Below are 23,509 nucleotides of genomic sequence, written 5' to 3'. Positions count from 1 at the left end.
AGCCTTTTGAGCGTTAGGCTTGACGGGCCTGTTTCGCGCCTGAAGGGGAATACTTCGTGGACGACACGACATCTATCAAATACTCGCTCCGGTTTCTGGTACTGATTGCCCTGTTTGTGACAGCGTACTTTGCCCGGGATCTCATTTTGCCCCTCATACTTGGTTTTTTGCTGGCATTGACCCTCAGCCCCCTTTCGCGCGGGATGACGCGCGTTGGCATTCCGGCGATCCTTTCTGCAGCGATCCTGATTACCTCCGCCGCCGTTGGCATTCTGCTGGTTGCAGGCGGAACGGCTGGCACGCTGGCTCTGTGGAGCGATGAACTCCCCCGCATCATCTCAGATATCCGGCACAAGATGAGCGGCATGAATGATGCGGTCGAACAGGTGCGGTCCGTCACTGAAGAGGTCGAAGCCATCGGCGACGGCCCCAACAAGACGCAAACCGTCGCGGTAGAGCAGCCCGGCATTGTCAGTTCCGCCTTTGACACGTTGACACGGGTCGGTGCCACCGTTGCCGTCACCCTCATCCTTGCCATGCTGTTGCTGGCATCAGGCGACCTCTTCTATCGCAAACTGGTGCAGGTCTTTCCGACCATGACAGGTAAAAAGCGCGCACTTTCGACTGTTTACGCAATCGAACGGCGTGTGTCGCATTATCTTCTGACGATCACGGTGATCAACGCCGGCCTTGGCGTTGTGATCGGAACCTACCTGGCGCTGCTGGGAATGCCAAATGCGCTTGTCTGGGGGGTCCTGGCCTTTTTGCTCAATTTCCTGCCCTACATCGGCGGCTTCTTTGGCGCCCTGCTGGTGTCAGTATTGGCGATCACCGAATTTGACAGCGTCGGATATGCCCTGCTTGCCCCCCTGGGTTACCTTGTGATCACCTCAATCGAAGGTCAGTTGGTCACGCCGTGGTTGGTGGGTCGTCGCCTGGCGATGAACACCGTTGCTGTCTTTATCACAGTGGTTTTCTGGGGCTGGCTTTGGGGTGTGCCCGGTGCCTTGGTCGCGGTGCCGGTTCTGGTGGTTTTCAAGGTCATCTGTGAAAACTTCGAGCCGCTCAAGACCATCGGCTTTTTCCTCTCTGGCGATGAGGGCCCCCTGAACGAGGCGAAGGGCAACGATGACTCCCAGCCCGCCTCAGCCAGCCAGTGACGGCAACCAAAGCACAATTCCCGGAAAGGCCACCAAAAGCGCAATTGTGATTGCGTCAGCAACAAAGAACGGGGTCACACCCTTAAAAACATCCTGCACTGACAGGTCGTCCCGCACGCCCGCCACGACAAAACAGTTCAGACCGATCGGCGGTGTGATCAGACAAAACTCTGCCATCTTGACCACCAGAATGCCGAACCAGATCGCGCACATCGGTCCCGACATACCAAACGCGCTGTCAGCCGCGGCAACCGCCTCGCCTCCGTTGAGCGCCATCACCGCCGGATAGACCACAGGCAGGGTCAACAGCAGCATTCCGATGGCGTCCATAAACATGCCAAGCACCGCGTAAGCCAGCAAGATGCAGACCAGGATCAGCAACGGCGACATCTCAAGCGCTGTGATCCAGTCGGCAAAGGCATCGGGCAGTTCTGCAAAACCCAAAAAGCGCACATAGATCAGCACACCCCAGATAATGGTAAAGATCATCACCGTCAGTTTGGCCGTTTCCAGCAACGCCTCTTTCAGTTGTCCCCAGCGCATCCCGCGCCAGAGCGCCATCAGGAACACGATAAAGGCACCAACTGCCCCGCCTTCTGTCGGGGTGCCCCAGGCATCTCCGAAGGGGTTGTAGACAAAGAAGATGATGATCACGACCACCGCCACGATGGGCAATGCGGGGGGCAGGCTCTCGAATTTCTCGCGCCAGGTGAAACCACCGACGGGGGGCCCGACGTTCTTCCAGATCATCGCAATGCCGATGATCATGGTGGCATAGACAATGGCGCTGAACATGCCGGGAATAAAGCCCGCCAGCAACAGCTTGCCCACGTCCTGTTCCACGATGATCGCATAGATCACCAGAATGGCAGAGGGCGGGATCAGCGATGCCAGCGTGCCGCCCGCCGCAACCACACCAGCGGCGAACTGCTTGTTGTACCCGATCTTGAGCATCTCAGGAATGGCAATGCGGGCAAAAACGGCGGCAGTAGCCACCGACGCGCCGGAAACGGCGGCAAAGCCTGCGGTGGCAAAAACGGTTGAGACTGCGAGGCCTCCCGGCACCCAGGCAATCCAGCGCTTTGCGGCCTCAAAAAGCGCTGTGGTCAGCTTTGCGTAATAGGCCAGATAGCCGATCATGATAAAAACAGGAATGAGGCTCAGCACCTGGGCGGAAACCTTTGAATGCGGCGTCAGCCCTGCAACCTTGACGCTGATTTCCACCGCTTTCCAAAAACGTTCGGGATCATAGTCAAAGCCGTTCCACCGCAGCCAGACCAATCCAATAAATCCTGCCAATCCGGCGGCAAAAGCCACGCGCATGCCCAGAACGACCATAACGAGCATCCCGCCCGAGACCCACAAGCCGATGTCGATGGGTTCCATCAGCGTGCTTCCTCGTCATCAAGGATGGCGGCTTCGGCCATGGCTTGCTCTTCGATAGACAGGGTGAGTGGCACCGCGACAGGGTTTTCCAGCCCAAGAACCAAGGCGCGACCATACCCCCAAGCCTGCAGGATCAGGCGCAAGACAAGCACACCAAAGGCGATGGGCACGACAAGTTTTGAGGGCCAGATGGGAATGCCGATGTCGATGGAACTATCGCGACTGCAAAACGGTCGACTGCAGTCAAACGAACGATCAAAATGCTCCCACGCGCCCCAGGTCAATGCCACGATAAGAAGCAGCATCAAGAGGACGGAAACAAGTTCGAAGAGCCAAAGCAAACGTCCCTTGAGCGCGCCGACCAGCATATCCATGCGAATGTGTGTGCCGTCGCGCTGGACGTAGGACACGCCCATGATCGCTATGATCGGCATCGCCGCTTCGATGTAATCGACGTAGCCAGCAAGCGGAGAGGCAAAAAATTTACGCCCGGTGACCGAATAGGCCGCCAAAAACATCAGGGAAAAGATCGCAAGTCCCGACAGAAGCGCGCAAAATCGTTCCAACGGCAGCAGAGCCCGGTCAAGTTTTGATAACAGACTGGAATCTTCCAGAACCGCAGCAGAGCCTGCCATGATATTCCCCCCGGCATGGAAAAGGTGGGCAGATTGCCCACCCTACGGGCGCTGGTAGGGTGGGCAATCCGCCCACCCCTCGCCTGCACCTTGTTAGGTGGTTCAGCTGCCGCCTTTGGCTTCGTCCAGTGTTTTGACCACCAGATCATACAGCTCCTGGCCAGGCAGGCCCTGCGCTTCCATGTCCTTGATCCACGCATCCCGGATCGGATCAGCCGCCTTGGCGCGGAATTCGTCGATCACTGCGGGCGCAATCTCGACCTTCTGCACGCCCTTTTCCTCCAACACGCTGTCCCATTTCTTGAGAAGCTCGCCGTAGTTGGCCAGATAGTGCTCCAGCGCTTCGTCCACGGAACTGTCAAGCGCTTCACGCTCGGCATCGCTGAGGCTTTCGTAGGCATCGATATTGACCACAACCGGGCAGTTGACTGTGCCGGGGTTCAGGTTGGCTGTCCACCAGTCCGCCTGGTTGATTGTGCCAAAGGACAAGTGCGCATGCTGTGCAAAGGCGACCGTGTCAACCACGCCGCTTTCCATGGCCTGATAGGCCTCGGTGGCTGTCACGGACGTGGGCACGCCACCCACAGCCTCAAACGCCTGTCCCAGACCGCCGGTCGCACGCACACGCATGCCGTCAAACTTGTCCAGCGTGTCGCGCGGTTCGCCTGTGCCAACAAGGTTGTACTGCGGCATCGGCGAGGTCATCAGCAGCTTGGCGTTCCACTGTGCCATTTCCTCGGCCGCAGCGGGGTGCGCATAAACGGCCTTGGATACGGCAACTTCCTGTTCCAGGTTTTCAACCCCGAGGAACGGCAGCTCAAGCACCGTGATCACCCGGTTCTTGTCGCGGTGATACCCGGCGCAGAACTGCGCCATTTCAAAGGCACCGATGGAAATGCCATCAAGGTTCTCGCGGTTCTTTGACAGGCCACCGTAGCTCACGTTCATTGTAAATTCGCCGCCGGTCTTTTCAGACACCAGTTCAGCGATCTTCTCAACATGCTCCGTAAACGCGCGGCGCTTGCCCCAGACAGAGACATTCCATTCGGTTGCAGCGGCCTCAGTGACGAAGGCAAAGCTGATGGCGCAGACTGCGGCGCCTGATAGATACTTGGTCATTGATCTTCTCCCTTTGCGGTTATTGGTCCGCATCTCGTTTTCGGTTCATATCCGGCTGCGTGCGAAATCAGGACATCACAGGCATCGCGTTGGATGGCCATGCTCTGCTCCCCTCCCGATCCAGTGGCAGCCGGACCCCTGCGCATAAGAAAACCCAAGCTCTGGCGGGTTGCAACGCCTTATGTCGCCGCAAGTGACGCCATCTCATTTTATTATTTTACTTCAAAAGATTACCAGAAAGCGCTGCCGATTTCAGGAAGATGGTAACGCCCGCGATTGTGCGGTTTTTCGCACAGCCGACGCAGGATGGTCCTGCGGGCGGACCACCGTGACAACGCCTCTCCATCAACTCCGCCTTCAGTTATTCCGGTTCTACGGGCAATTCCGGCACGACAACAATGTTGCCCACATGCCGTTTTTCGATAAAGGCGGTTTGCGCCTGTTTGAGGTCCTGCAATGGGTAGGTCGCAGCCAATAACGGCCTAACCTCACCCCTCTCGATATAGCCCACGAGGTCCGCAAATATCTGCGGCGGGATCACGGTTGAGCCGTGCAGGGTCAAATCCTGAAGATAAAGGGTGCGCAGATCCAGCGCGACAATCGGCCCGGCGATTGCACCGGACGTCACATAGCGTCCGCCTCGTACCAATGTGTCGATCAGGTGGGGCCAATAGTCACCGCCGACTACATCCGCGACGACAGTGACCTTGTCGTGACCTGTGTTTTCCTTCAGCGCGACAGGCAAATCGGCCGGGGCGCGCTCCAGCACCAGGTCAGCGCCCAGATCACGCAGAACCTCATGCTTGGCGGGGCTTGCCAGCGCGATCACAAAGGCGCCGCGCCGCTTGGCCAGCTGCACCAGGGCCGACCCGACCCCGCCGGACGCACCTGTGATCAGCACCCTGTCATCCGCATGCACGCCCGCACGCCACAACATCCCTTCGGCGGTAGAATAAGAACACGAGAACGTCGCCAGTTCCGCATCACTTAACGGGCTGTCAACAGCAGCCACGTTGCGGTGATCAACGACGGTGTATTGCGCAAAACCGCCATCGATCTCGGAACCGAAGTAGCCGGTCGTTTCACGGTTCAGCGGATCGTCCCAGTTCCGCATCCAGCAGTCGATCATCACGCGCTTGCCGACTAGCGATGGATCGGCCTCCGCCCCTGCGGCGACGACCAGACCAACGGCGTCCGCTCCCTGAATCCGGGGCAAACCCACCGGGGCGCCGCCCCATGCAGGGTCGGCGTCATCTGCCGCCGCACCGGCGTTGCTGTCGGTGCCCCCTGTCACCGCCTTGGAATACCAGCCTGTCCGGGTATTCACATCGGTATTGTTCAGCCCGCAAGCCCCGACACGGATCAACACTTGCCGGTGCCCGGGCTTTGGGACAGGCCAATCGGTGTGGTACTGCAAGGCCTCCATGCCACCGTGGGCATGCAGGACAACGGCACTCATGGTGGTGGGTATCTCAGTCACTGAGTAGATCCTTTTGGCAACGCCAACCCACAGTGAAGTGCGGGTTGCGGCGCAAGGATACCTTGATTTTGGCCCCAAGTGACAGGCGCAAAAGCTTTTGCAAACGCCATGGCCTTTCTCTTTGACAGGCAATCCGTTCCAAACCGTGGGGATTCATCACGTCCACCTGCAGAAATTTACAAAATGCTTGGGCTATGAGAAAAATCTTTACACTGAAGCCCTTGATATTGAGTTGCTTATTCCCTTCTTTTCAGACCGCGTTATGATCGCGCCAACAATATTGATAGGGGGGAACAAAGATGTCCGACGCCAAAACATATCCGCCATCCGATGATATGATCGCCAATGCCCACGTGAACGCCGACGCCTACGAAAAGATGTACCAGGCTTCGCTTGATGATCCTGACGGGTTCTGGGCCGAACAAGGCAAACGCGTGGACTGGATCAAGCCCTTTACACAGGTAAAAGACGTCGACTTCACCCTCGGCAATGTGAAAATCAATTGGTACGCTGACGGACAACTCAACGTTTCTGCCAATTGCACCGATCGTCACCTTGAGACTCGCGGCGATCAGACCGCCATCATCTGGGAGCCCGACAACCCGGACGATGACACGAAACACATTACCTACACGCAGTTGCACGCCGAGACATGCAAGATGGCCAATGTGCTGCGATCGCTGGGTGTCGGCAAAGGGGATCGTGTTGTCATCTACCTGCCGATGATCCCCGAAGCCGCCTATGCTATGTTGGCCTGCGCGCGCATCGGCGCGATCCATTCCATTGTCTTTGCCGGCTTTTCACCCGACGCGCTAGGTGCCCGGGTCAACGGTTGCAACGCAAAGGTGGTCATAACGTCAGACGGTGCCCCACGCGGGGGACGGGTGACCAACCTCAAGGACAACGTGAATCAGGCGCTGCTCAATGACTTCGACGAGGTGAAATGCCTCGTGGTCAAGCACACAGATCAGCAGGTTGCCTGGCGCGGCGATCTCGACTTCTGGCTGCACGAAGAACTCGACAAAGTCTCGGACGACTGCCCGCCTGAAACCATGGACGCCGAAGACCCGCTTTTTATCCTCTACACGTCAGGCTCCACCGGGCAGCCCAAGGGCGTCGTTCACACCACGGGCGGATATCTGGTCTACGCCGCCATGACCCATGAAATCACCTTTGATTACCATGACGGGGATATCTACTGGTGCACGGCAGATGTGGGCTGGGTCACCGGCCACAGTTATATCGTCTACGGACCGCTGGCCAACGGGGCCACAACGCTGATGTTCGAAGGCGTCCCCACCTACCCGGACGCCTCGCGCTTCTGGCAAGTGTGCGAAAAGCACAAGGTCACCCAGTTCTATACCGCCCCCACCGCCATCCGCGCGCTGATGGGTCAGGGCAAGGATTTTGTCACCAAATGCGATCTGAGCAGCATCAAGGTTCTGGGGACCGTGGGAGAGCCGATCAACCCCGAAGCATGGAACTGGTACAATGAGGTTGTCGGCGGTGGCACCTGCCCCATCGTGGATACCTGGTGGCAAACCGAGACGGGCGGCCACCTGATGACCCCCCTGCCCGGCGCGCATGCGATGAAACCGGGATCGGCGATGAAGCCCTTCTTTGGCATCCAGCCCGTCATTCTCGAGCCGACAACAGCGGAAGTCATCACCGAGAACCCGGCAGAAGGGGTGCTTTGCATCGCCGACAGCTGGCCGGGCCAGATGCGCACCGTCTGGGGTGACCACGAACGCTTTGAAAAGACGTATTTCGCAGACTATCCGGGTTACTACTTCACCGGTGACGGCGCCAAGCGGGACGCTGACGCCGATTATTGGATCACAGGCCGCGTCGATGACGTGATCAATGTCTCGGGCCACAGAATGGGCACCGCCGAGGTGGAAAGCGCGCTGGTCGCACACCCCAAGGTCGCCGAAAGTGCGGTTGTGGGCTACCCCCATGAAATCAAGGGGCAAGGTATCTATAGCTACGTCACCCTCATGGGCGGCGAAGAGCCCTCCGAAGAGTTGCGCAAGGAACTGGAGGCATGGGTCCGTGCTGAGATCGGCCCCATTGCCAAACCTGACCTCATTCAATGGGCGCCGGGCCTGCCCAAGACACGTTCGGGAAAGATCATGCGCCGCATCCTGCGCAAGATCGCCGAGAACGATTATGGCGCCTTGGGGGACACGTCTACGCTGGCCGATCCGTCGGTAGTGGATGACCTCATCAAAAACCGGATGAACCGTTAAAAACAGACGGGCGGCCCCGAGGGCCGCCCGTTCCGCAATTTAGCGTCGCAGGGTTAGCCGTCGACGCGCTCGAGCGTAATGGCACCAACGCCCAGTGCAATGTTCAGCCCTTCCGACGTACTCAGGCTTACGGGCTGCAGTGCCAGTGTATTCTCTGAACCGCCAGTCATCACGTTCGCACCCAGACCGCCGACAATAGTCGCTTCGGCGGAAAGACCGCCGTAAGTACCGTTCAGACCCCCTTCAACAAACTCCTGCTCGGTCGGCGCCCAGACCAACCAGGACAGCTTACCCCCTTCGGTGCGGCCGATATCGATGCCATATTTGTCGATCCGACCAACGTAGCGTTCATCCGCAAGACCCTCTTGGGTTGGATTGAACGTGCAATCGAGGGTCTTGGTGGACCCAAAGACAAACCCTGTCCCGGCCCCGACATCACAGCTCAATGAGCCGACCTCTATGTGGTCAACGGTTTCACCGTCGGCCATCGCCATCCCTCCAAGGGCAATACCCGAGACAAACGCGGCAGCAAACGTGGTTTTCAGCGTATTGGTCATACTTTTCTCCTCCGGCACTCATCGGTACCTCTGGTTTCAAGAGTGATGCCGACCACGTTTCGGGCCGCGCTGGCGATCACTGTCAAAACGCTCTGGCGGACGGTCGAGTTCCGGTGACGGAACGGAAGGCAGCCAATCCCGTCAGCCCATGCGTCTGCCGCGCCACACTACACGACTCGGGGCACGATCTCAGCGCGGCCTTTTCAACATGTCGCGTGATCTCAGGCTCAAGCCGACCGCTGGACAATCCCGACCCGCCGTGGCACCGCTGCGCGGGATGGATCAGAACATGAAAACCTTCACGCCGGGCTCGGACACAGCCCACGATCTGCGCCGCGCCTTTGGACGGTTCGGCACGGGTGTGACTGTCGTGACAGTGCTGTCTGATGACCGGCCGCTTGGCATGACAGCCAATTCATTCTCTTCTGTCTCGCTCGATCCGCCGCTGGTGCTCTGGTCGCCGGCAAAATCCTCGTTGCGCCACGATGCTTTCGCGGCGGCTTCAACCTTTTGCATCCATGTGCTGGCAGCCGATCAACTAATGCTGGCACAGCACTTTGCAAAGCAAGGCCATGATTTCGCCGGGTTTGACTGGATCGAAGGACCAGATGGCGTGCCAACGTTTCGCGGTTGCCTTGCCACCTTCCATTGCACGACCTACGCGGTGCACCCGGCTGGTGATCATTCGCTGATCCTTGGTCACGTCAAACACGCCGCTGAGACACCCGGCACGGCAAAGGCCCTGCTGTTTAATGAGGGTCAGTTCGGGCAATTCAAACCCGACGCCTAAGAAGACGCGGCGGTCAATCCGCGATCTTGCCCGGTCCCGGCGCGCTAATAGTCTTTTTCAAAGAAGATACCAATGCTGGTGTTCCCATCGGATTCCAGCGTGCCCCGTGCCGTCAGGTTCTTTGAGATATCAAGGTTCAGCGAGACTTCCCCGGTCCCGTCCGAGGCCGCGGTCACATCCGTATAAATGTTGTCGCTGATGTATTTCCCAACCCGCAACGCCGTTGCGCCATCCTCGGTCGTCGTCACATCCAGATCGTCGAGCCCAAATCCCTCGCGCAGGTTCCCGATCAGCCCCCCACCACCGCGCCCGGCCAGCGTGGCAACCGCGCTTGCCAGTTGCAGCGCCTGAAAGGCAGAGATGTCGCTGATGCTGCGCCCGAAAAGGAGCTGTGCCAGCACCTCGTCTTCTGGTGCCTCGGGCGTGGCCTCGAACTTGACCTCGGGTGCGTCTGCAGGCCCTTCGACAATAATGCGCACTTCGCCTGTCGCGCTGTCCGTGACGGATACAAACCGGATGAACGGTATAAGGTCACCCTGAAACTGGATGAACCCTTCAACGAGATTGAAGCGCTTGCCCAAGATATCCAACCGCCCGCGCAGCAGTTCAAACCGCCCCGTCGAAATGATCCGGTTGGTTGTGCCCGTCAGGGTCAATGCACCGCCCAGCTCCGCATCAAGGCCCCGCCCCCGCACGAAAATGCGATTGGGCGCATTGACTCTGACATCCAGCCCAAAGCCCGGCCCGTCTCCGCCTGACGCGGGATCATCGCCCGCGCCCGCCCCTGTCAGACCGGCCCGTTGACGTGTCGCCGCGACACCTGGGCGCGCGCCGATATGGGTGATCGGGGGGATGTCACCTATACTGGTCAATCCCGTCGAGGGCACGTTGACAGTCGTCTCCGCAACATTGACACGCCCCGCAATCACAGCGCCCCCGGTCAACGGCCCTGCAACCCTCAAATCTCCCGACACGGACGTGCGATAGAGACGCGGATCAATCAACACGACATCTTGCAGACCAACCCGCAAATCAGCCGGCAAGGCCCCGGTCAGCGTGATGCCGCCGCCGACACGCACCCGCCCGCCATTGGTTGCCTCGCCTGTCAGATCAACCTGCGCGCGGTTTTGCGCAAGTTGCACGTTTCCGTTGATCCCGGTGACGGCGACCCGCAGATTTGGCGCACTCAGACTTGCACCGGTTGTCTGAATTGTCCCGCTCAGCGATGACAGGGCAAGCGGCCCGTCCAGGCGCAAATCGAACCGGGCCTGACCTTGCAGGTTCCGCGGGGCAATGAACGGACGACTAAGACCCAAAGGCGCCGTGCCGACAATATCTAGTGCCGCTGTTCCGGCCTCGCTGACCTGTCCGGTGATCGTTGCCTGAGTGCCTGACGGGCCCTGTGCCTGGGTGCTTACCTGCCATCCCCCGCCGCTTTTCGCGGCCGAGCCGGTCACATCCAGCGGACCAGATACCTTTTCAACCAAAGCCCCGATGTTAGCCATTGCCAGCGTGAAATCCACGTTGGCATTGGGCCCGGTCACCACACCCTGCAAGGACCCGCGAGATGCGTAAGGCCCGGTCGCATTGGTATCAACCGCGATCCCGTCCGGGGTCTGCCGTACAACGCCCGTCGCATTCAGCGGACCGGACATGCCCGGCACGACGGGGTTCACATTGGGCAGGGCCAGATCGAATGTCAGCCGCATTTGCGGTCCGGTTGCGATCCCGGCGACGTTTGCCTGCGCCCCATAAGGTCCACTGGCATTGGTGTCGACGGCAATCCCGTCCGGTGTCTGGCGCACCACCCCGCTGGCATTGAGCGGCCCGGACACGCCGGGCACAACCGGGCGCACATCGGGCAGTAACACCTCGAAGGTCAACTGCATATCTGGTCCGGTTGCCAGCCCTTCGACGGCCGCGCGCCCGCGGTAAGGTCCACTGGCCGTCGCGTCGATAAAGAATCCCTGCGGCTCCTGCCGCACCCGTCCCTCTGCAGACAGCGGGCCTTTCACCTGCGGCACCAGCGGCTGTATGTCGGGCAGGGAGACATCAAACTGCATATCAACCCTGGGTGTGATCTGGCCATCTACCGACACTTCACCGCCGAATGGCCCACTCCCATCGGCCCGCAGCAACCACCCGTCGGCACTGTTACGCAATACACCCTCGGCCCGCAAAGGCCCGCTGATATCCTGATCGAAAGGCGCTGCAAAAGGAGTCACGTTGGGCGCATCAGCGGTAATTGTCAGCGCAGCGTTAGGCCCCGTGGCCAGCCCCTTGGCAGTCAATTGCGCGCCGTAGGGTCCGTCAGTTGCAGCATCAATTGTCCAGCCGCGGTTGTCCTGCGTGGCGGTGGCCGTCACCGTCACAGGGCCGCTGTACTCCGGCACGACCAACCCGACATCTGCAAGGGTAAAGCGCGCCTGCGCCCGGCTGTCATCGGTCCGCAATTCCGCCGAACCGGTCAGCGATATCGCGTCATTTTCCAGCGCCAGATCGCGCAAGAAGGTCCCGGTTTCGTTGCGCTGCGCCGCGACCGACACCTCTGTGCGACCGGCCAGAACTGCATCGGCCTGCGCAATGCCAACCCGTAAATCCTGCGTCGTCCCCGATGCCTGCAGATCAAAAAGCCCGCCAAGCGGCGTCACAGATCCCTTCAGCGCCAACCCCGTCTGGCCATCGATTTCTCGACCGATCAGGGCCGAGAACCGGCTCAGATCGCTTGCCTGCAAGGCGACATCCAACCGGGTCAGGAACCCTTGCTCCAGACCATTGATGATAACCTGACCTGCAAGGCTGTAATCCGTACCGGACAGATCAAGGTTGCTGATCCGTGTAGGCTGTCCCTCGATATAGTTGATGTTCGCGCGCCCTGTGATTGCATCACCGATGGCTTCGGCTTGCGCGGGGTCTGTCAGTGCAAGACCTTCCGCGGCAAAAGTGACATCCCCCAAAAACTGTCCGACCGATCCCAGATTGCCCTGCAATGTACCGTCGAGCGCCAGCTGCGTCTGTGTGATGGTGATCCCTTGGGTGGCAAGCGCATCAATGGTGAAATCAGCGTCAAAGACCTCTCCGTCGCCCGCGTCGTAATCCACGCGCAATTGCACGGCCTCGACCGTCGTGCCCTCCCCTCCGACAGGCAGCAAGATCGGCGTGCCGTCTGGGTTGCGGATGCTCCCGGTGATGTCCAGCAGCGTGGGCCAACCCTCCTGATTGATATTCGCCTTTCCCTGCAATTGCGCGGCCTGCGCAGTCAGGGCAAAATCGCTGATTTCAAAGGCACCCGACCCCTCGCGCAGTGCATCAAGCGTCAGTTGTACATCCTCGCCGAAAAACGCGCGAAAGCGGGGCGCAAGCAACGCCGTGATATCGCCGCCAATGTCTGCCTGCACCCGCCGGTCCGGATGATCCGACGCGCGTCTCGGAGCCTGCGTGGAAAGCACGATCTGCCCCGCAAGACGTTCCTGGCCGTCTGTGGCAATGGTGACGTCAGACGTGAAATCGTCCAACAGCCCGTCGCCCGCGACGGTCATGTCAACCGACGGCTGACCGGGCAGGTTCAACAGCCGTGCCGCAAGCCCCTCCTCTTCCTCGCTCAGCTTGATGAGAAGGGAGAGTACATCGTCACTGCGGTTCAGATCCGCCTTGACCTCGAACGCGCCGCGCTTTCCGTCGGTACGCTCTGCTGTGAAATCGGCAAAGGCCTCGGCATCGGTGTAACGCGCCTGCGCATTGATGCTCAGTTGCGCGTCCTCGCCCAGCAACGGTGCGCCCAGATTGATCTGATCAATGGCAAATTCGGCAATGTCGATAGAGACCGGCAAATCCGGCAGACTGAACGGCGTGGCTTCTGCATCTGGCAAGGCGTCATCTTCGCTGACCGGCAGCCGCGGCAAATCCAGTCGGCCCGCCCGCAGCCTCTCTACTTCAAGACGGCCGCGCAGCAACGCCGATCTGTTCCACACCAGCACCACGTCCTCGAGCGTCAGCCATATCCCGTCCTTGTCCGCAATCGTCATGCGGTCAAATGACGCCTCTGAACTCAGCGCGCCTGCAAAACCGTCGATGGACACGGTCCGCCCTGTCCCGCTCAGCGCATCCTGGATGGTGCGCGTCAGAAACCCCTTGTCATCTTCCTGGGCGGCGACACCGACCAGACTTGCAAGCCAGATCAAAAAGGCGGTTACGATATATCTCGGCGCACGCATCAGAACGACTGCCCGATGCCGATGTAGACCTGCACATCCTCATCTGTTTCAGGCCCCGATGTCGGCACGGCAACATCCAGCCGGATCGGCCCGATCCCGGTGTTGTACCTCAGCCCCAGCCCGGCGCCGGAATGCCATTCACCGGACCCGTCATAAAACTCCTCGGCTCCGATATAGCCTGCATCAACAAATCCCACGACGCCGATCGTGTCGGTGATCTTGAGCCGCGCCTCAGCCGAAAGACCGACAAAACTCCGACCACCGACGGTCTCGCCGCTGGGCAGATCCACCCCCAGCGCCTGATAGGGCTGACCCCGCACAGTGCCGCCCCCGCCCGAATAGAAAAGATAGTCAGCCGGTGCCGTGCTCAGTTCCGGCCCAAACACCGATCCCATCTGCCCTCGCAGCGCCAACGTAATTGGCCGCGCTGTACCGAACGTGCGGTAAAGGCGCGTATCCACATAGCTGCGCATGCCGGTATCTGACCCGTCGATGGCCACGAACGGTATGAACCCTGCCCGGGCATAATACCCGTCCGTCGCATCAAGAGAGTTGTTGCGATAGTCGAACTCGGCGCTCAGCGGCAGGGTCAAAAGGGTGTACTTGTTCTCTCCGAATGCGTCGCGGGTTTCAGCGGTGCGCAGACCAACGCCCAGCGCATAGGTCCGGTTTTCATTCGCAAAGCGCTCGATGCCGACCTCGATATCCAGCTGGCGGGAAAAGAAGTTTACCTCATCAAGCTGTTCGAGCTTTGCCAGCGCATAGAAGTTCGTGTCTTCATTGAAGGTCGCGGGACGATCAAACCGCGCGGCCAACGTATAGTCTTCGCCCCCTGAGTTGCCGCCGATCCCGCTCACCTCGGCCTCAAGGCGCAACCGTTCCGCCCCGCCCAAGAGGTTCCGGTGCAACCAGAACGTGGACAGTGTCAGCCCCTCAAGCGATGACAATTCGGCGCCAAACCCAAAGCGACGCGGCGTTGCTTCTGACATCTGCGCCGTGATGGGCAGGGTATCGCCCGTCGCCTGATCAGCCTCAATCAACGCGACGGATTCAAACGCCCCGGTTCTGCGCAATCGACGTTGCGCCAGACGCAGCTCTTCAGGGGAAAAGACCTCTCCGGTTGGCAAGCCCGCGATCTCGATGATCCGCTGCGTGCGCACGTTTTGATTGCCGGTCACGCGCAACGCACCAAACCGCAGGCGTGGGCCGGGGGCCAGCTGCAATTCCGCGATGATCGTGCGGTCGGTATGACGGGCCGTAACGTCTTGCCCAGCCAATTCCGCCTTGGCATGGCCCTGATCGCGCCATCCAGTGATCCCGGCAGCAACAGTCTGCTTCAACACACCAAGTTCCGCGATCTGGCCGGGGGCAAACCCTTCCGGCAATTCAGTACCGCGGGCAACCGGATCGATGCGCGTCGACCCAAAGCGGAACTGTGGGCCGGAATCGATGTTGATCACGGCCAAGTCGATTTTCGCAGGCGGCGAAACCGGCGGAATGCGCGCGGCGTCTATGCCATCCAGCGTGATCCGAACCACCGGTCCGTAATACCCATTGTCGTAGAGCACGGCCAGCAGCCGGGCATAGTCAGCCTGCGCAGCAGCGACCAGTTCTTGGGTCGTCGGCGTCGCATCGTCGTCTGTTTGCTCAGCAAGCAAGGAGCCACCCAGCACGGTGTCATAGAGCGGGTCATCCGGCCCAATTCCTGTCAGCCGCAACTCCGCTGCGTTGGCCAGCGCAGCGCCCACGCTCAAAACCGCTGCCGTGAGCGCCCGAGCCCCTGCCATCTTCCACTGAAATCGTGCCTGAAAAAACGCCACACGCGCCCCCTTACTCTACCGCCTGCACAACCCTTGAAAATGCGTCTGTGCGCCGGGTTTTCTTAGGTGCAATGTAGCTGTTTTAGCGGCTTTTCCAGCGTCCCCGCAATCCACATCTTGTGGAACGGCGAGATTGTGATCACAGATACGGAATTTAAAGCCGGATCGACCCCTTGCTGATCCGGTCAAATCGAGGCTCACGCGATGTGTGATCAGGAGCAGATCCACACCTCGCAAAGGTCGTCAAACTAAGCCATTCGATCTTCGAGAACGTGCGACAATACGCTGTGGTGATCCGTTGTGCGCCAATACAGCTGTTTTTGCATGGCACCTTCAAATTCGTCGACAAACGGGGCACTTATTGCCGATTGTTGCAATTTCGGAAACGAATAACCGCCACCACTTCGGCGGGCTCAATCGCAATATTCGCGCTCAGGTAGAATTTACAACTACCCTCAGGTAGAAACGTAAATTCCGGAAATAAAAGTTAACAAAGTCTCGCCGCGACCCGTTTCCCATTTTGACACAAACCACCTCAGCATTCAGGAATAGCGAGAAAACTCGGACAATTCGGTTTTGAAGTTTCGTCAGAAGAAAGAATTTTACTTTTGAATCAAATTAGTAGTCGCGCGGCCGCCCCAAAAAACCAACCCGACGCATCCCTGGACCAAAGCACTGTTTAACTTGCCCAAGGACAGGCATTCAACGCTTCAAAATGCCCTGAATCGCCTGAAAGCGCCATTTTTCAAGGACACACGGGGCTTGCAATAATATGTCCGGCGCGGAAGAATTAGCTGTCCTTTTAGATGTTTTTTTTTGTTCAACGGTAGGAAACCACCGATGACCCTCTCAAAACGCGCCTTATTTCGGGTGCGATCAGCAGCGATAGCTGCATTTGCTGTCCTATGTGCCTCTGCTCTTTATGCTCAGTCGCGCAGTGATTTGGATGCGCCTCTCGAAGTTGTCGTTTTCCAGGAAAATGACACGTTGCGGGGCGTCGTTGAAACACACCTGAAAGACCCCGATCTTTGGCCCTACGTGCTGGAACTTAACGCAATCACATCGCCTGCAGATGTGGTGCCGAACACAGAGCTGCGATTGCCCATAAAGCAGGTGCGCGCGGCTGATGCCGCTCTGGCCGCTTCGCTTGAGGCGATTCAGAAGGCAAACGCGGAAGGCGCGCAGGTCTTTGCGCCGATCCAAATCAGCGCCGCAATCGAAAATCGTGAAGGGGCTGTCGAAAAGCGCAGCATCGGGAGTTGGGTAGAGGTCGTCGATCTTTCCGATATTGCGACCGTGCTGGCGCTGGAAGCGCTGGAAATTTCCATCGCTCAGCGCGACCGGTCCGCCGAAGCCGTCGTCTCGGACGTTCATGGCCGGGTTGAGGGGCGATCCCCGAAAGAGGCGCGCTGGACGGGCCGCGATCAGAATGATGTACTTGTCGAGTTCGAACGGGTCCGCACCTTGTCCGGCAGCACCACACAAGTGACATTCCGTGATCTCAGCCGCCTACGACTGAACGCCAATTCCAACGCAACGATCCAGCGTATGCGTGCCGATCCTCTGACCGGCGACGAGGTGACCAAGGTCAGCCTGGTCAACGGCGACTTTTACGCGCTTCTGAACCAGCTCTCTGACAAAACCAGTTTCGAGGTAGAAGTACCTGGCCTCGAAACCAAGACCAATTCATCCGATTTCTGGATCAAGAACGATGTGACCGGTGCCCGGTTTGTGAACTACGATACGCCCGTTCTAGAGGTATCCGACGGAAATCAGGTTATTGAAGTGGCCGAAGACGAGGGTGTCTTGCTCAGTAACGGCGAGGTGGAAAAATCTGAAATCCTGAATTCACCCAGTCTGATCGAACCGACCGCCAGTTCCATCATGTATGATGGCACCGCACCGCTTACATGGTCGTCCTTCGAAGGCGCCGAAGGCTATTGGGTTGAAGTGGCCGCAGACGCGGGCTTCAATCAGATGCAGATATCCGAATGGGGTCTGCGTGACACCCGCTTTGACACGCCACAACTCGCACCGCGCACCTATCACTGGCGCGTGGCCGCGTTGGATCGTCTGGGATTGCCAGGTCAGTGGAGCACGGCGCGTTCCTTTGAGGTCCGCACCGACAACGCCCCGCCCTTCCTGACCCTTCTGGGGCCTGCAAACGGTGTGATCGTAAGCACACCAACTACAGAGATTTTCGGCATTTCCGAACCGCTGGCAACCGTTGCTTTGAATGAAACGCCTGTCGTGCTGGGCGACGACGGCAGCTTTATTTTCGAGACCCCGTTGCAGCCTGGCGAAAACGTGCTGGTCCTCAAAGCGGTTGATCCTGCAGGCAACGAAAGCACATTGACGCAAACAGTGGTCTATCGCCCGACGGCCCAGATCGAGATTACCCTAGACGCTGACCTGCCACGAGACGGCGACGCGCTGGCCACCCGATCAGAAGAATTGCCTGTCTTTGCCCAGTCGACCGCAGCACCGGGTGCCACCGTAATCGTATCGGCCGATGGACAAGAACCGCTGCAAACGCGCGTAGATGCGGATGGCGCGATCTCCTTCTCGGTGCCCGTCACCACATCACCGCATGCCTTCAAAATTGCTGTGCTTAGCCCGACAGGCGCGGTCGAGGGCACGGTTGATTTTCTTGCGGTGCGCGATGAGGTACCGCCGCAGATTACACTTGATGTACCGCCGCCACGCGCAACTGACCTTGATGAAATCTTGCTCGAGGGCAGCGTTGACGGGGCGCAAACGCTGACGGTCAATGGACAGGATATCGTGTTAAGCAATGGCAGCTTTGCCCATGCCTTAGCCATCGTTCCGGGCGCGAACATCATTGATATTGTCGCGACCGACGCGGTGGGCAACGTGCAAAAGACGCGCGTCCAGACGCTTTATGATGTGGACCCGCCGGAGATCCTTTCTGTGGATCTGGGACGCCCCGAGGGGGACGGCGGCCCCATTGAGATCACACTGCGCGCCAGTGATGAAAGCGGGTTGCGGCAAGCGGCATCCTTTGTGCTGCGCATTGGCGATACAGAACGCGAAGGTTTCCTGCGCTGCGAAACAGAGGCGGGCATCTGCCGTGCCAGCCTGCCGCCAGAGCCGGGGCAGTTACGATTGATCGAAGTTGTTGTCGAAGACTATGCGGGCAATGTGAGCCTGCAATAATGAAGACCGGAATTGCCGCGTAAAGCGGTCATGCCGTTGGGGGAAAAGTGATGATGAAGATATTTCTGCAAACCAGTTTGAAAAAGTGCCTGGCCGTGATGGTTGCTCTTGCGGCGGCGCCGATACAGGCGCATGCGGCTGACGACGAAGGACTTTTGGTCATTTACGGCGCGCAATCCCCGACCCGTGAAGGGGACGTGGACAATCGCGAGCAGATCTTCTTTTCCGTTCCCGCCAGTACTGAAGGTCGCTTTTATGTGCGGCTTTTCGATCCCGAAACCTTTGGCTCGGATGACTTTATCTATGCGGGTTCCGGAGATGCTGTAACAACGTTCCGGGTGTTTGGCGGCGAAGGCGCGTACAGCGCGGCAGACAGACCCGTCGCAGTCGAGGATCTGGCTGCCGCGAGTGATGACGTGCCTGATTTCCCCGTGACCGGCCCGGGCCGCATGGTGAATGAACGCGTCTTTGACTCTGATCGCGCCACGGATGGGCGTTGGGTCACGTTGGGCACATTGACCGCCCGGCAGGGGGAACCCATCGGCGACCGGGTGTACTTCAGGCTCGACATCGAGGGCACCCGGGGCAACGACGGAAACGGCTATTCGGTTGGCGTAAGCCGGGCCCGGGATCGCGCGCGCGCGCCCGACGGGCTTGAAATGTTCTCATATCAGCCGACGATCCGCTGGACGTCCGGCGGGACCGCGACGCAGCTTACCTTTGACGGCACGGCAGGTCCCTACACCGTTCAAAGCTTTGATGCAGCCAACGGCGACATTGCAGTTGTGACGGATTACGCCGATATCCCGGTGCGGGCCTCAGGCCAGAATTTCTGGTCCGTCGACACGGTCGACACCAGTGACACCAATCTGGCCCTGCGCCTAAAAGAAGGCTTTGAGACCCCCAACGACGTCACACTGGCGCTCTTTGACAACAGCGGTGCCCCGGTTGCCCTGAACATGCCTCCGACCCGCGCACCGAGCCCATCGAGACCCGAGGCCATAGGCACCGGTCGCCCGCTGGCGAACTGCCAGTCGGTCGCCTTTGACGGCAGCACCAGCCGGGGCGGCAAGCCGCTGAGCTTTCTCTGGGAATTCGGTGACGGCAACAGCTCGACCGAACCTGTCATCGCCCACCTTTATCGCACACCGGGCCGCTATACCGCGATGCTGAAAGTGCGCGAAGAGGGCACGCGCCCAGGCGCAGGAGACGCCATAGAGGTGCCCGTACACGTCCGCCGCGCACCCATCGCAATGCCCGGCGATGACATCGTCGTCGCCCCTGGTGAGGTAATCTCCTTTGATGGCTCAACCTCGCAGCCTTCCGACAGTCCGATCACCAGCCACCGCTGGACCCTGGGGGACGGGACAATCGTGGATGGACCGCAGGCTCAGAAAGCCTACGACGCACCCGGTCTCTACCGCGTCGCCTTGCGTGTGGCAGACGACAGCGATCATCCTTGTAACTTCGGCGTGGCCACGCGCGTGGTCCAGGTCAACTTCCCCCCCGTGGCTGAGGCCGGAACCGATCAGACTGCCAAGGTGGATCAGGTGGTGACCCTTGACGGCAGTGCCAGCTATGACGTTGACGGCACCGTATCGACCTATGCCTGGAATATGGGCGACGGCACCGTGCTTGATGGCGCGAAGGTCGCGCATGAATATACCGAACCGGGTACCTATACCGTGACCCTGACCGTCACCGACGACAGTGGCGTGGCGAATGCGCGGTCTAATGACACGCTTTCCATTGCGGTAAATGCCCCACCCGAACCCGCGATCGTGATTCCTGAACGTCCGGTATCTGTGTCCGAGGCCGCGCAGCTTGACGGCAGCGGCAGTACCGACGCGGATGGCGAAATCCTCTCTTATCTCTGGGAATTCGGGGATGGCGCAATCGGCGAGGGCGAAACCGTCAGCTACGCTTGGACAGCACCGGGTGTCTATACCGTTTCCCTGACCGTGACCGATGACAGCGGAACCGCCTCTGCCGTGCAGCGCACCACACGCAATATCGTCGTGGACGCGGCACCGGTATCCAACGCTGGTCCCGACCAGTTTGTGACCGTGTCGGATGTGCAATTTGACGGCACCGGCTCCGTTGATACCGATGGCACGATTTCCTCATACGAATGGACCTTTGGCGATGGCAGCAGCGCCACCGGACCGCGCCCGCAACACGCCTATGCGCGCCCGGGCGTCTATGAGGTCGCATTGGTGGTACGGGACGCCAGTGGTGCCCCTCTTAATGTCCATCGTGACACGATGCTGGTGACCGTGAACACCGCCCCGATCGCCGACGCGGGTCCGTCAGTGACAGTCGCCCCCGGCGAGGAATTCGTGCTAAGCGCGGGCGCCTCGGTTGATCCCGATGGTGCAATCGGCCGATACGAATGGCGCTTGCCGGGCGGAGACGTTCGCGACCGTGAACGCCTTGCACACAGCTTTGACACGCCAGGCACCTACCGCATCGGGCTCAGCGTTTATGACAGCTTCAGGGGCGGTGCCGCGCGCGATGACGATGATGTTCTCGTGACCGTAAACGCGGCCCCGGTCGCAGAGGCCGGTCCTGATCTGCTGGTCGCCCCGGGCGATCCCGTTCAACTGGATGCCAGCGCAAGCTATGACCCCGACGGCCGGATTGTCAGCTACCAGTGGGAATTTGATGACGGTTTGCCCGCGCAAAGCGCGGCACAGGTTTCACGCAGCTACGATACACCGGGCACCTGGACGGCACAGCTTGTGGTGACGGATGACGCGAGTGTGGCCAATTCCACAGTATCGGACGTGGTGTCGGTGCGGGTGAACGCCGCCCCCGTGGCCGAGGCCGGACCCGCGATAGAAACAGATGTTCTTCAGGTCACACTGGATGCCTCTGCCTCTGCCGATGCGGATGGTGATGCGCTGATCTACACTTGGGACTTTGGCGATGGCACGCCACCCCGCTCGGGCCAGATCATCACGCATGTCTACCCAAAGTCCGGCACGTTTCCGGTCACGCTGCGGGTTGACGACGGCACCGGCCTGCGCAACGCCCGCGCCATTGACGCAACAGTTGTTGTTGTAAACGCGCGCCCTGTCGCGGATGCCGGCGGCAACCGCGATGTGTGCTCTGGCGCCCCGCTCCTGTTTGATGCATCCAACAGCGTTGATCCGGATGGCGGGCTGCTGCTCTATCAATGGGACTTTGGGGAAGGGTCTACATCTGACCTCGTGAACCCCACGATGATCTACGAACAGCCAGGTGCCTATTCGGTGACGCTGCGGGTACGCAACGGCAAAAGCTCCGAATGGGGCCGCGATGTAGACCGGGTGGCCGTGCTTGTACAAGAGGGCCCCATTGCCAGCGCGGGGCCCGACCTGACCGTGTATACCAATCAGGCCATTCGCCTTGACGGATCGGGATCAACCGATGCCGACGGCGCCGTCAACGCCTTCAGTTGGACAATGGGTGACGGCGGCACCGCCAGTGGCGAGCAGCCAGAATACCGGTTCAGAAAGCCCGGCACCTATGAGGTCACCCTGACCATTCAGGGCGAGGCGGTCGGCAGTTGCAGCCCGCTAGATACGGACACAGCGACAATCACCGTGCTGGCAGGCCCCTCTCAGGATATCATCGCAGCCGACAGGGCCGCTGCGGGTACCGAAGCCCCCTATGCAGTATCGCTGACAGATCTTGATACCGGCGAAGTGGTCAGTCATGAATGGACTTTCTCGGACGGCGGCACCGCCACCGGTGCAGAGGTGATGCACAGCTTCGACGAACCCGGCGTCCATAGCGCGATCCTCGTGACACGTCTGACCGGCACCGAAACCGGCCTCGACAAGATCGAGAGCCGCCGCAAGGTGATCGTAAATGCCCCACCAAAGGCCGCGTTCGAAGGCCCGGATGTCGCGGCCGCCGGCACGGCAGTGGTCTTTGATGCCTCTGCCTCCAGCGACCCTGATGGCGCAATCACAGGTTTCACCTGGGATTTCGGCGATGGCAATTCTGCGCGCGGTGTTGTGGCGTCGCACACCTATGCGTCGGCAGGTACGTACACTGTCCGACTTGCGGTCAGGGATGAAGCGGGGGTCGAAAACTCCGTCACGGGAAGCAGCCAACAGATTATGGTGAACCCCGCGCCCAAGGCGGACCTCCAGATGGCGCAGCAGTATTGTACGGGGGCTGAACTGCCGCTGTCGGTGGACGTCGGACCAGACACGCAGGTCGCGTGGACATTCGGGGACGGCAACACATCGTCGGGCGCCTCTGTCAGCCACTCTTATGCCAAAGCAGGCCTCTACCCGATCACCGTGGCGCTCGATGACGGCAAGGGGCTGCTGAACAGCCAGCGTGTGGAAGAGGTTTATGCACGCATCAACGCAGTGCCAAAGGCAATTGCAGGACCCAGCCGCACGGTTGATCCCGGCGCGCCAGTCACCTTTGATGCGACAGCCTCCAGCGATCTGGACGGCGAGATCCTGTCCTACACGTGGCAATTCAGCGACGGCGAAACCCTTCAGGGGCCGATCGTCGAACGCCAGTTCGACACCAGCGGACCCGTCGACGTCACACTAAGCGTGCGCGATGACAGCGGATCCGCCTGTGCAGAAGGGACCGACACACTGAGCGTGCTGGTCAACTCAACCCCGCAGGTGGACGCAGGGCCGGACAGGGAAGTGCGTGTTGGTGCGGCCCATGACGTGGTCGTCTTTGACGTCAGCAATGCGACGGATGCAGACGGACACGGCCTGACCTTTGCCTGGAATTTCGGTGACGGCAGCACCGCATCGGGCAGCATCGTGCGCCATGCGTATGGCAGCCCCGGCACCTACGAGGTGACCGTCACCGCACGCGATACAACCGGTTTGGCCAGCGGGGTCAGTTCGGATACGGTTACTGTCGTCGCGCAACCGCGTGGTAATTGAAACGAAAGAACC

The 23,509-nt window shown here is 59.8% G+C and carries 12 protein-coding genes; 5 read left to right on the top strand and 7 right to left on the bottom strand.

Going from position 1 to position 23,509, the window contains the following annotated elements:
- The first annotated feature begins 56 nt into the window (after positions 1-56).
- A complete protein-coding gene (locus H9Q16_RS00680; RefSeq protein WP_191073465.1) occupies positions 57-1,160 on the top strand; it encodes an AI-2E family transporter in 1,104 nt (367 codons plus the stop codon).
- On the opposite strand, the gene H9Q16_RS00675 is transcribed toward H9Q16_RS00680, so the two are convergent.
- The 4 genes from H9Q16_RS00675 to H9Q16_RS00660 all read right to left on the bottom strand — a co-directional run bounded on the left by H9Q16_RS00675 (position 1,146) and on the right by H9Q16_RS00660 (position 5,759).
- Positions 1,146-2,546 (bottom strand): TRAP transporter large permease, encoded by a 1,401-nt coding sequence (locus tag H9Q16_RS00675; RefSeq protein ID WP_191073464.1) that lies wholly within the window; start codon positions 2,544-2,546, stop codon positions 1,146-1,148. The two genes, H9Q16_RS00680 and H9Q16_RS00675, sit on opposite strands and share 15 nt — an antisense overlap.
- Complete coding sequence (locus H9Q16_RS00670) at positions 2,546-3,181, bottom strand: TRAP transporter small permease subunit (RefSeq protein ID WP_191073463.1); 636 nt, start codon at positions 3,179-3,181, stop codon at positions 2,546-2,548. Before H9Q16_RS00670 ends, H9Q16_RS00675 begins: the two co-directional genes overlap by 1 nt.
- 102 nt (positions 3,182-3,283) lie before the next feature.
- Positions 3,284-4,300: a C4-dicarboxylate TRAP transporter substrate-binding protein gene (locus H9Q16_RS00665; protein ID WP_191073462.1), complete on the bottom strand. Its 1,017-nt coding sequence runs from the start codon at positions 4,298-4,300 to the stop codon at positions 3,284-3,286.
- Between the two features lie 361 nt (positions 4,301-4,661).
- The gene (locus H9Q16_RS00660) at positions 4,662-5,759 is read right to left on the bottom strand and encodes an alcohol dehydrogenase family protein (protein WP_191075102.1); all 1,098 of its coding nucleotides are present in this window, start codon (positions 5,757-5,759) and stop codon (positions 4,662-4,664) included.
- 320 nt (positions 5,760-6,079) lie between these two features.
- Here H9Q16_RS00660 and acs point away from each other — a divergent pair, with 320 nt between their 5' ends.
- Complete coding sequence (acs, locus tag H9Q16_RS00655) at positions 6,080-8,029, top strand: acetate--CoA ligase (protein ID WP_191073461.1); 1,950 nt, start codon at positions 6,080-6,082, stop codon at positions 8,027-8,029.
- 53 nt (positions 8,030-8,082) lie between these two features.
- Here acs and H9Q16_RS00650 read toward each other — a convergent pair whose 3' ends face one another.
- Complete coding sequence (locus H9Q16_RS00650; protein WP_191073460.1) at positions 8,083-8,586, bottom strand: DUF992 domain-containing protein; 504 nt, start codon at positions 8,584-8,586, stop codon at positions 8,083-8,085.
- A 208-nt stretch (positions 8,587-8,794) separates the two neighbouring features.
- On the opposite strand from H9Q16_RS00650, the gene H9Q16_RS00645 reads away from it, so the two are divergent.
- Positions 8,795-9,376, top strand: coding sequence for a flavin reductase family protein (locus tag H9Q16_RS00645; protein WP_343067725.1), 582 nt, complete (start codon positions 8,795-8,797; stop codon positions 9,374-9,376).
- 44 nt (positions 9,377-9,420) lie between these two features.
- Here the strand turns inward: H9Q16_RS00645 and H9Q16_RS00640 are convergent, their stop codons facing one another.
- Entirely contained in the window at positions 9,421-13,590 is a 4,170-nt protein-coding gene (locus H9Q16_RS00640) for a translocation/assembly module TamB domain-containing protein (protein WP_191073459.1), read from the bottom strand.
- Positions 13,590-15,377, bottom strand: coding sequence for an autotransporter assembly complex protein TamA (locus tag H9Q16_RS00635; protein WP_191075100.1), 1,788 nt, complete (start codon positions 15,375-15,377; stop codon positions 13,590-13,592). The genes H9Q16_RS00640 and H9Q16_RS00635 overlap by 1 nt, the downstream gene beginning before the upstream one ends.
- A gap of 873 nt (positions 15,378-16,250) precedes the next feature.
- Here H9Q16_RS00635 and H9Q16_RS00630 point away from each other — a divergent pair.
- Positions 16,251-18,587 (top strand): FecR domain-containing protein, encoded by a 2,337-nt coding sequence (locus tag H9Q16_RS00630; protein ID WP_191073458.1) that lies wholly within the window; start codon positions 16,251-16,253, stop codon positions 18,585-18,587.
- A gap of 98 nt (positions 18,588-18,685) precedes the next feature.
- Entirely contained in the window at positions 18,686-23,497 is a 4,812-nt protein-coding gene (locus H9Q16_RS00625; RefSeq protein ID WP_246455604.1) for a PKD domain-containing protein, read from the top strand.
- Positions 23,498-23,509 lie beyond the last annotated feature (12 nt).

Source organism: Sulfitobacter aestuariivivens (assembly GCF_014763045.1).
In the GTDB taxonomy this organism is placed as follows: Bacteria; Pseudomonadota; Alphaproteobacteria; order Rhodobacterales; family Rhodobacteraceae; genus Sulfitobacter; species Sulfitobacter aestuariivivens.
The sequence above is the reverse complement of the archived record's forward strand: the minus strand, read 5'-3'. Positions and strand labels throughout refer to the sequence as shown.

Excerpts from the sequence above, each read along its gene's own strand:
- H9Q16_RS00645 (WP_343067725.1), top strand. The coding sequence starts at position 8,795 with ATGTCGCGTGATCTCAGGCTCAAGCCGACCGCTGGACAATCCCGACCC.
- H9Q16_RS00625 (WP_246455604.1), top strand. The coding sequence starts at position 18,686 with ATGGTTGCTCTTGCGGCGGCGCCGATACAGGCGCATGCGGCTGACGAC.
- H9Q16_RS00670 (WP_191073463.1), bottom strand. The coding sequence starts at position 3,181 with ATGGCAGGCTCTGCTGCGGTTCTGGAAGATTCCAGTCTGTTATCAAAA.
- H9Q16_RS00665 (WP_191073462.1), bottom strand. The coding sequence starts at position 4,300 with ATGACCAAGTATCTATCAGGCGCCGCAGTCTGCGCCATCAGCTTTGCC.
- acs (WP_191073461.1), top strand. The coding sequence starts at position 6,080 with ATGTCCGACGCCAAAACATATCCGCCATCCGATGATATGATCGCCAAT.
- H9Q16_RS00630 (WP_191073458.1), top strand. The coding sequence starts at position 16,251 with ATGACCCTCTCAAAACGCGCCTTATTTCGGGTGCGATCAGCAGCGATA.
- H9Q16_RS00635 (WP_191075100.1), bottom strand. The coding sequence starts at position 15,377 with ATGGCAGGGGCTCGGGCGCTCACGGCAGCGGTTTTGAGCGTGGGCGCT.
- H9Q16_RS00640 (WP_191073459.1), bottom strand. The coding sequence starts at position 13,590 with ATGCGTGCGCCGAGATATATCGTAACCGCCTTTTTGATCTGGCTTGCA.
- H9Q16_RS00675 (WP_191073464.1), bottom strand. The coding sequence starts at position 2,546 with ATGGAACCCATCGACATCGGCTTGTGGGTCTCGGGCGGGATGCTCGTT.
- H9Q16_RS00660 (WP_191075102.1), bottom strand. The coding sequence starts at position 5,759 with ATGAGTGCCGTTGTCCTGCATGCCCACGGTGGCATGGAGGCCTTGCAG.
- H9Q16_RS00650 (WP_191073460.1), bottom strand. The coding sequence starts at position 8,586 with ATGACCAATACGCTGAAAACCACGTTTGCTGCCGCGTTTGTCTCGGGT.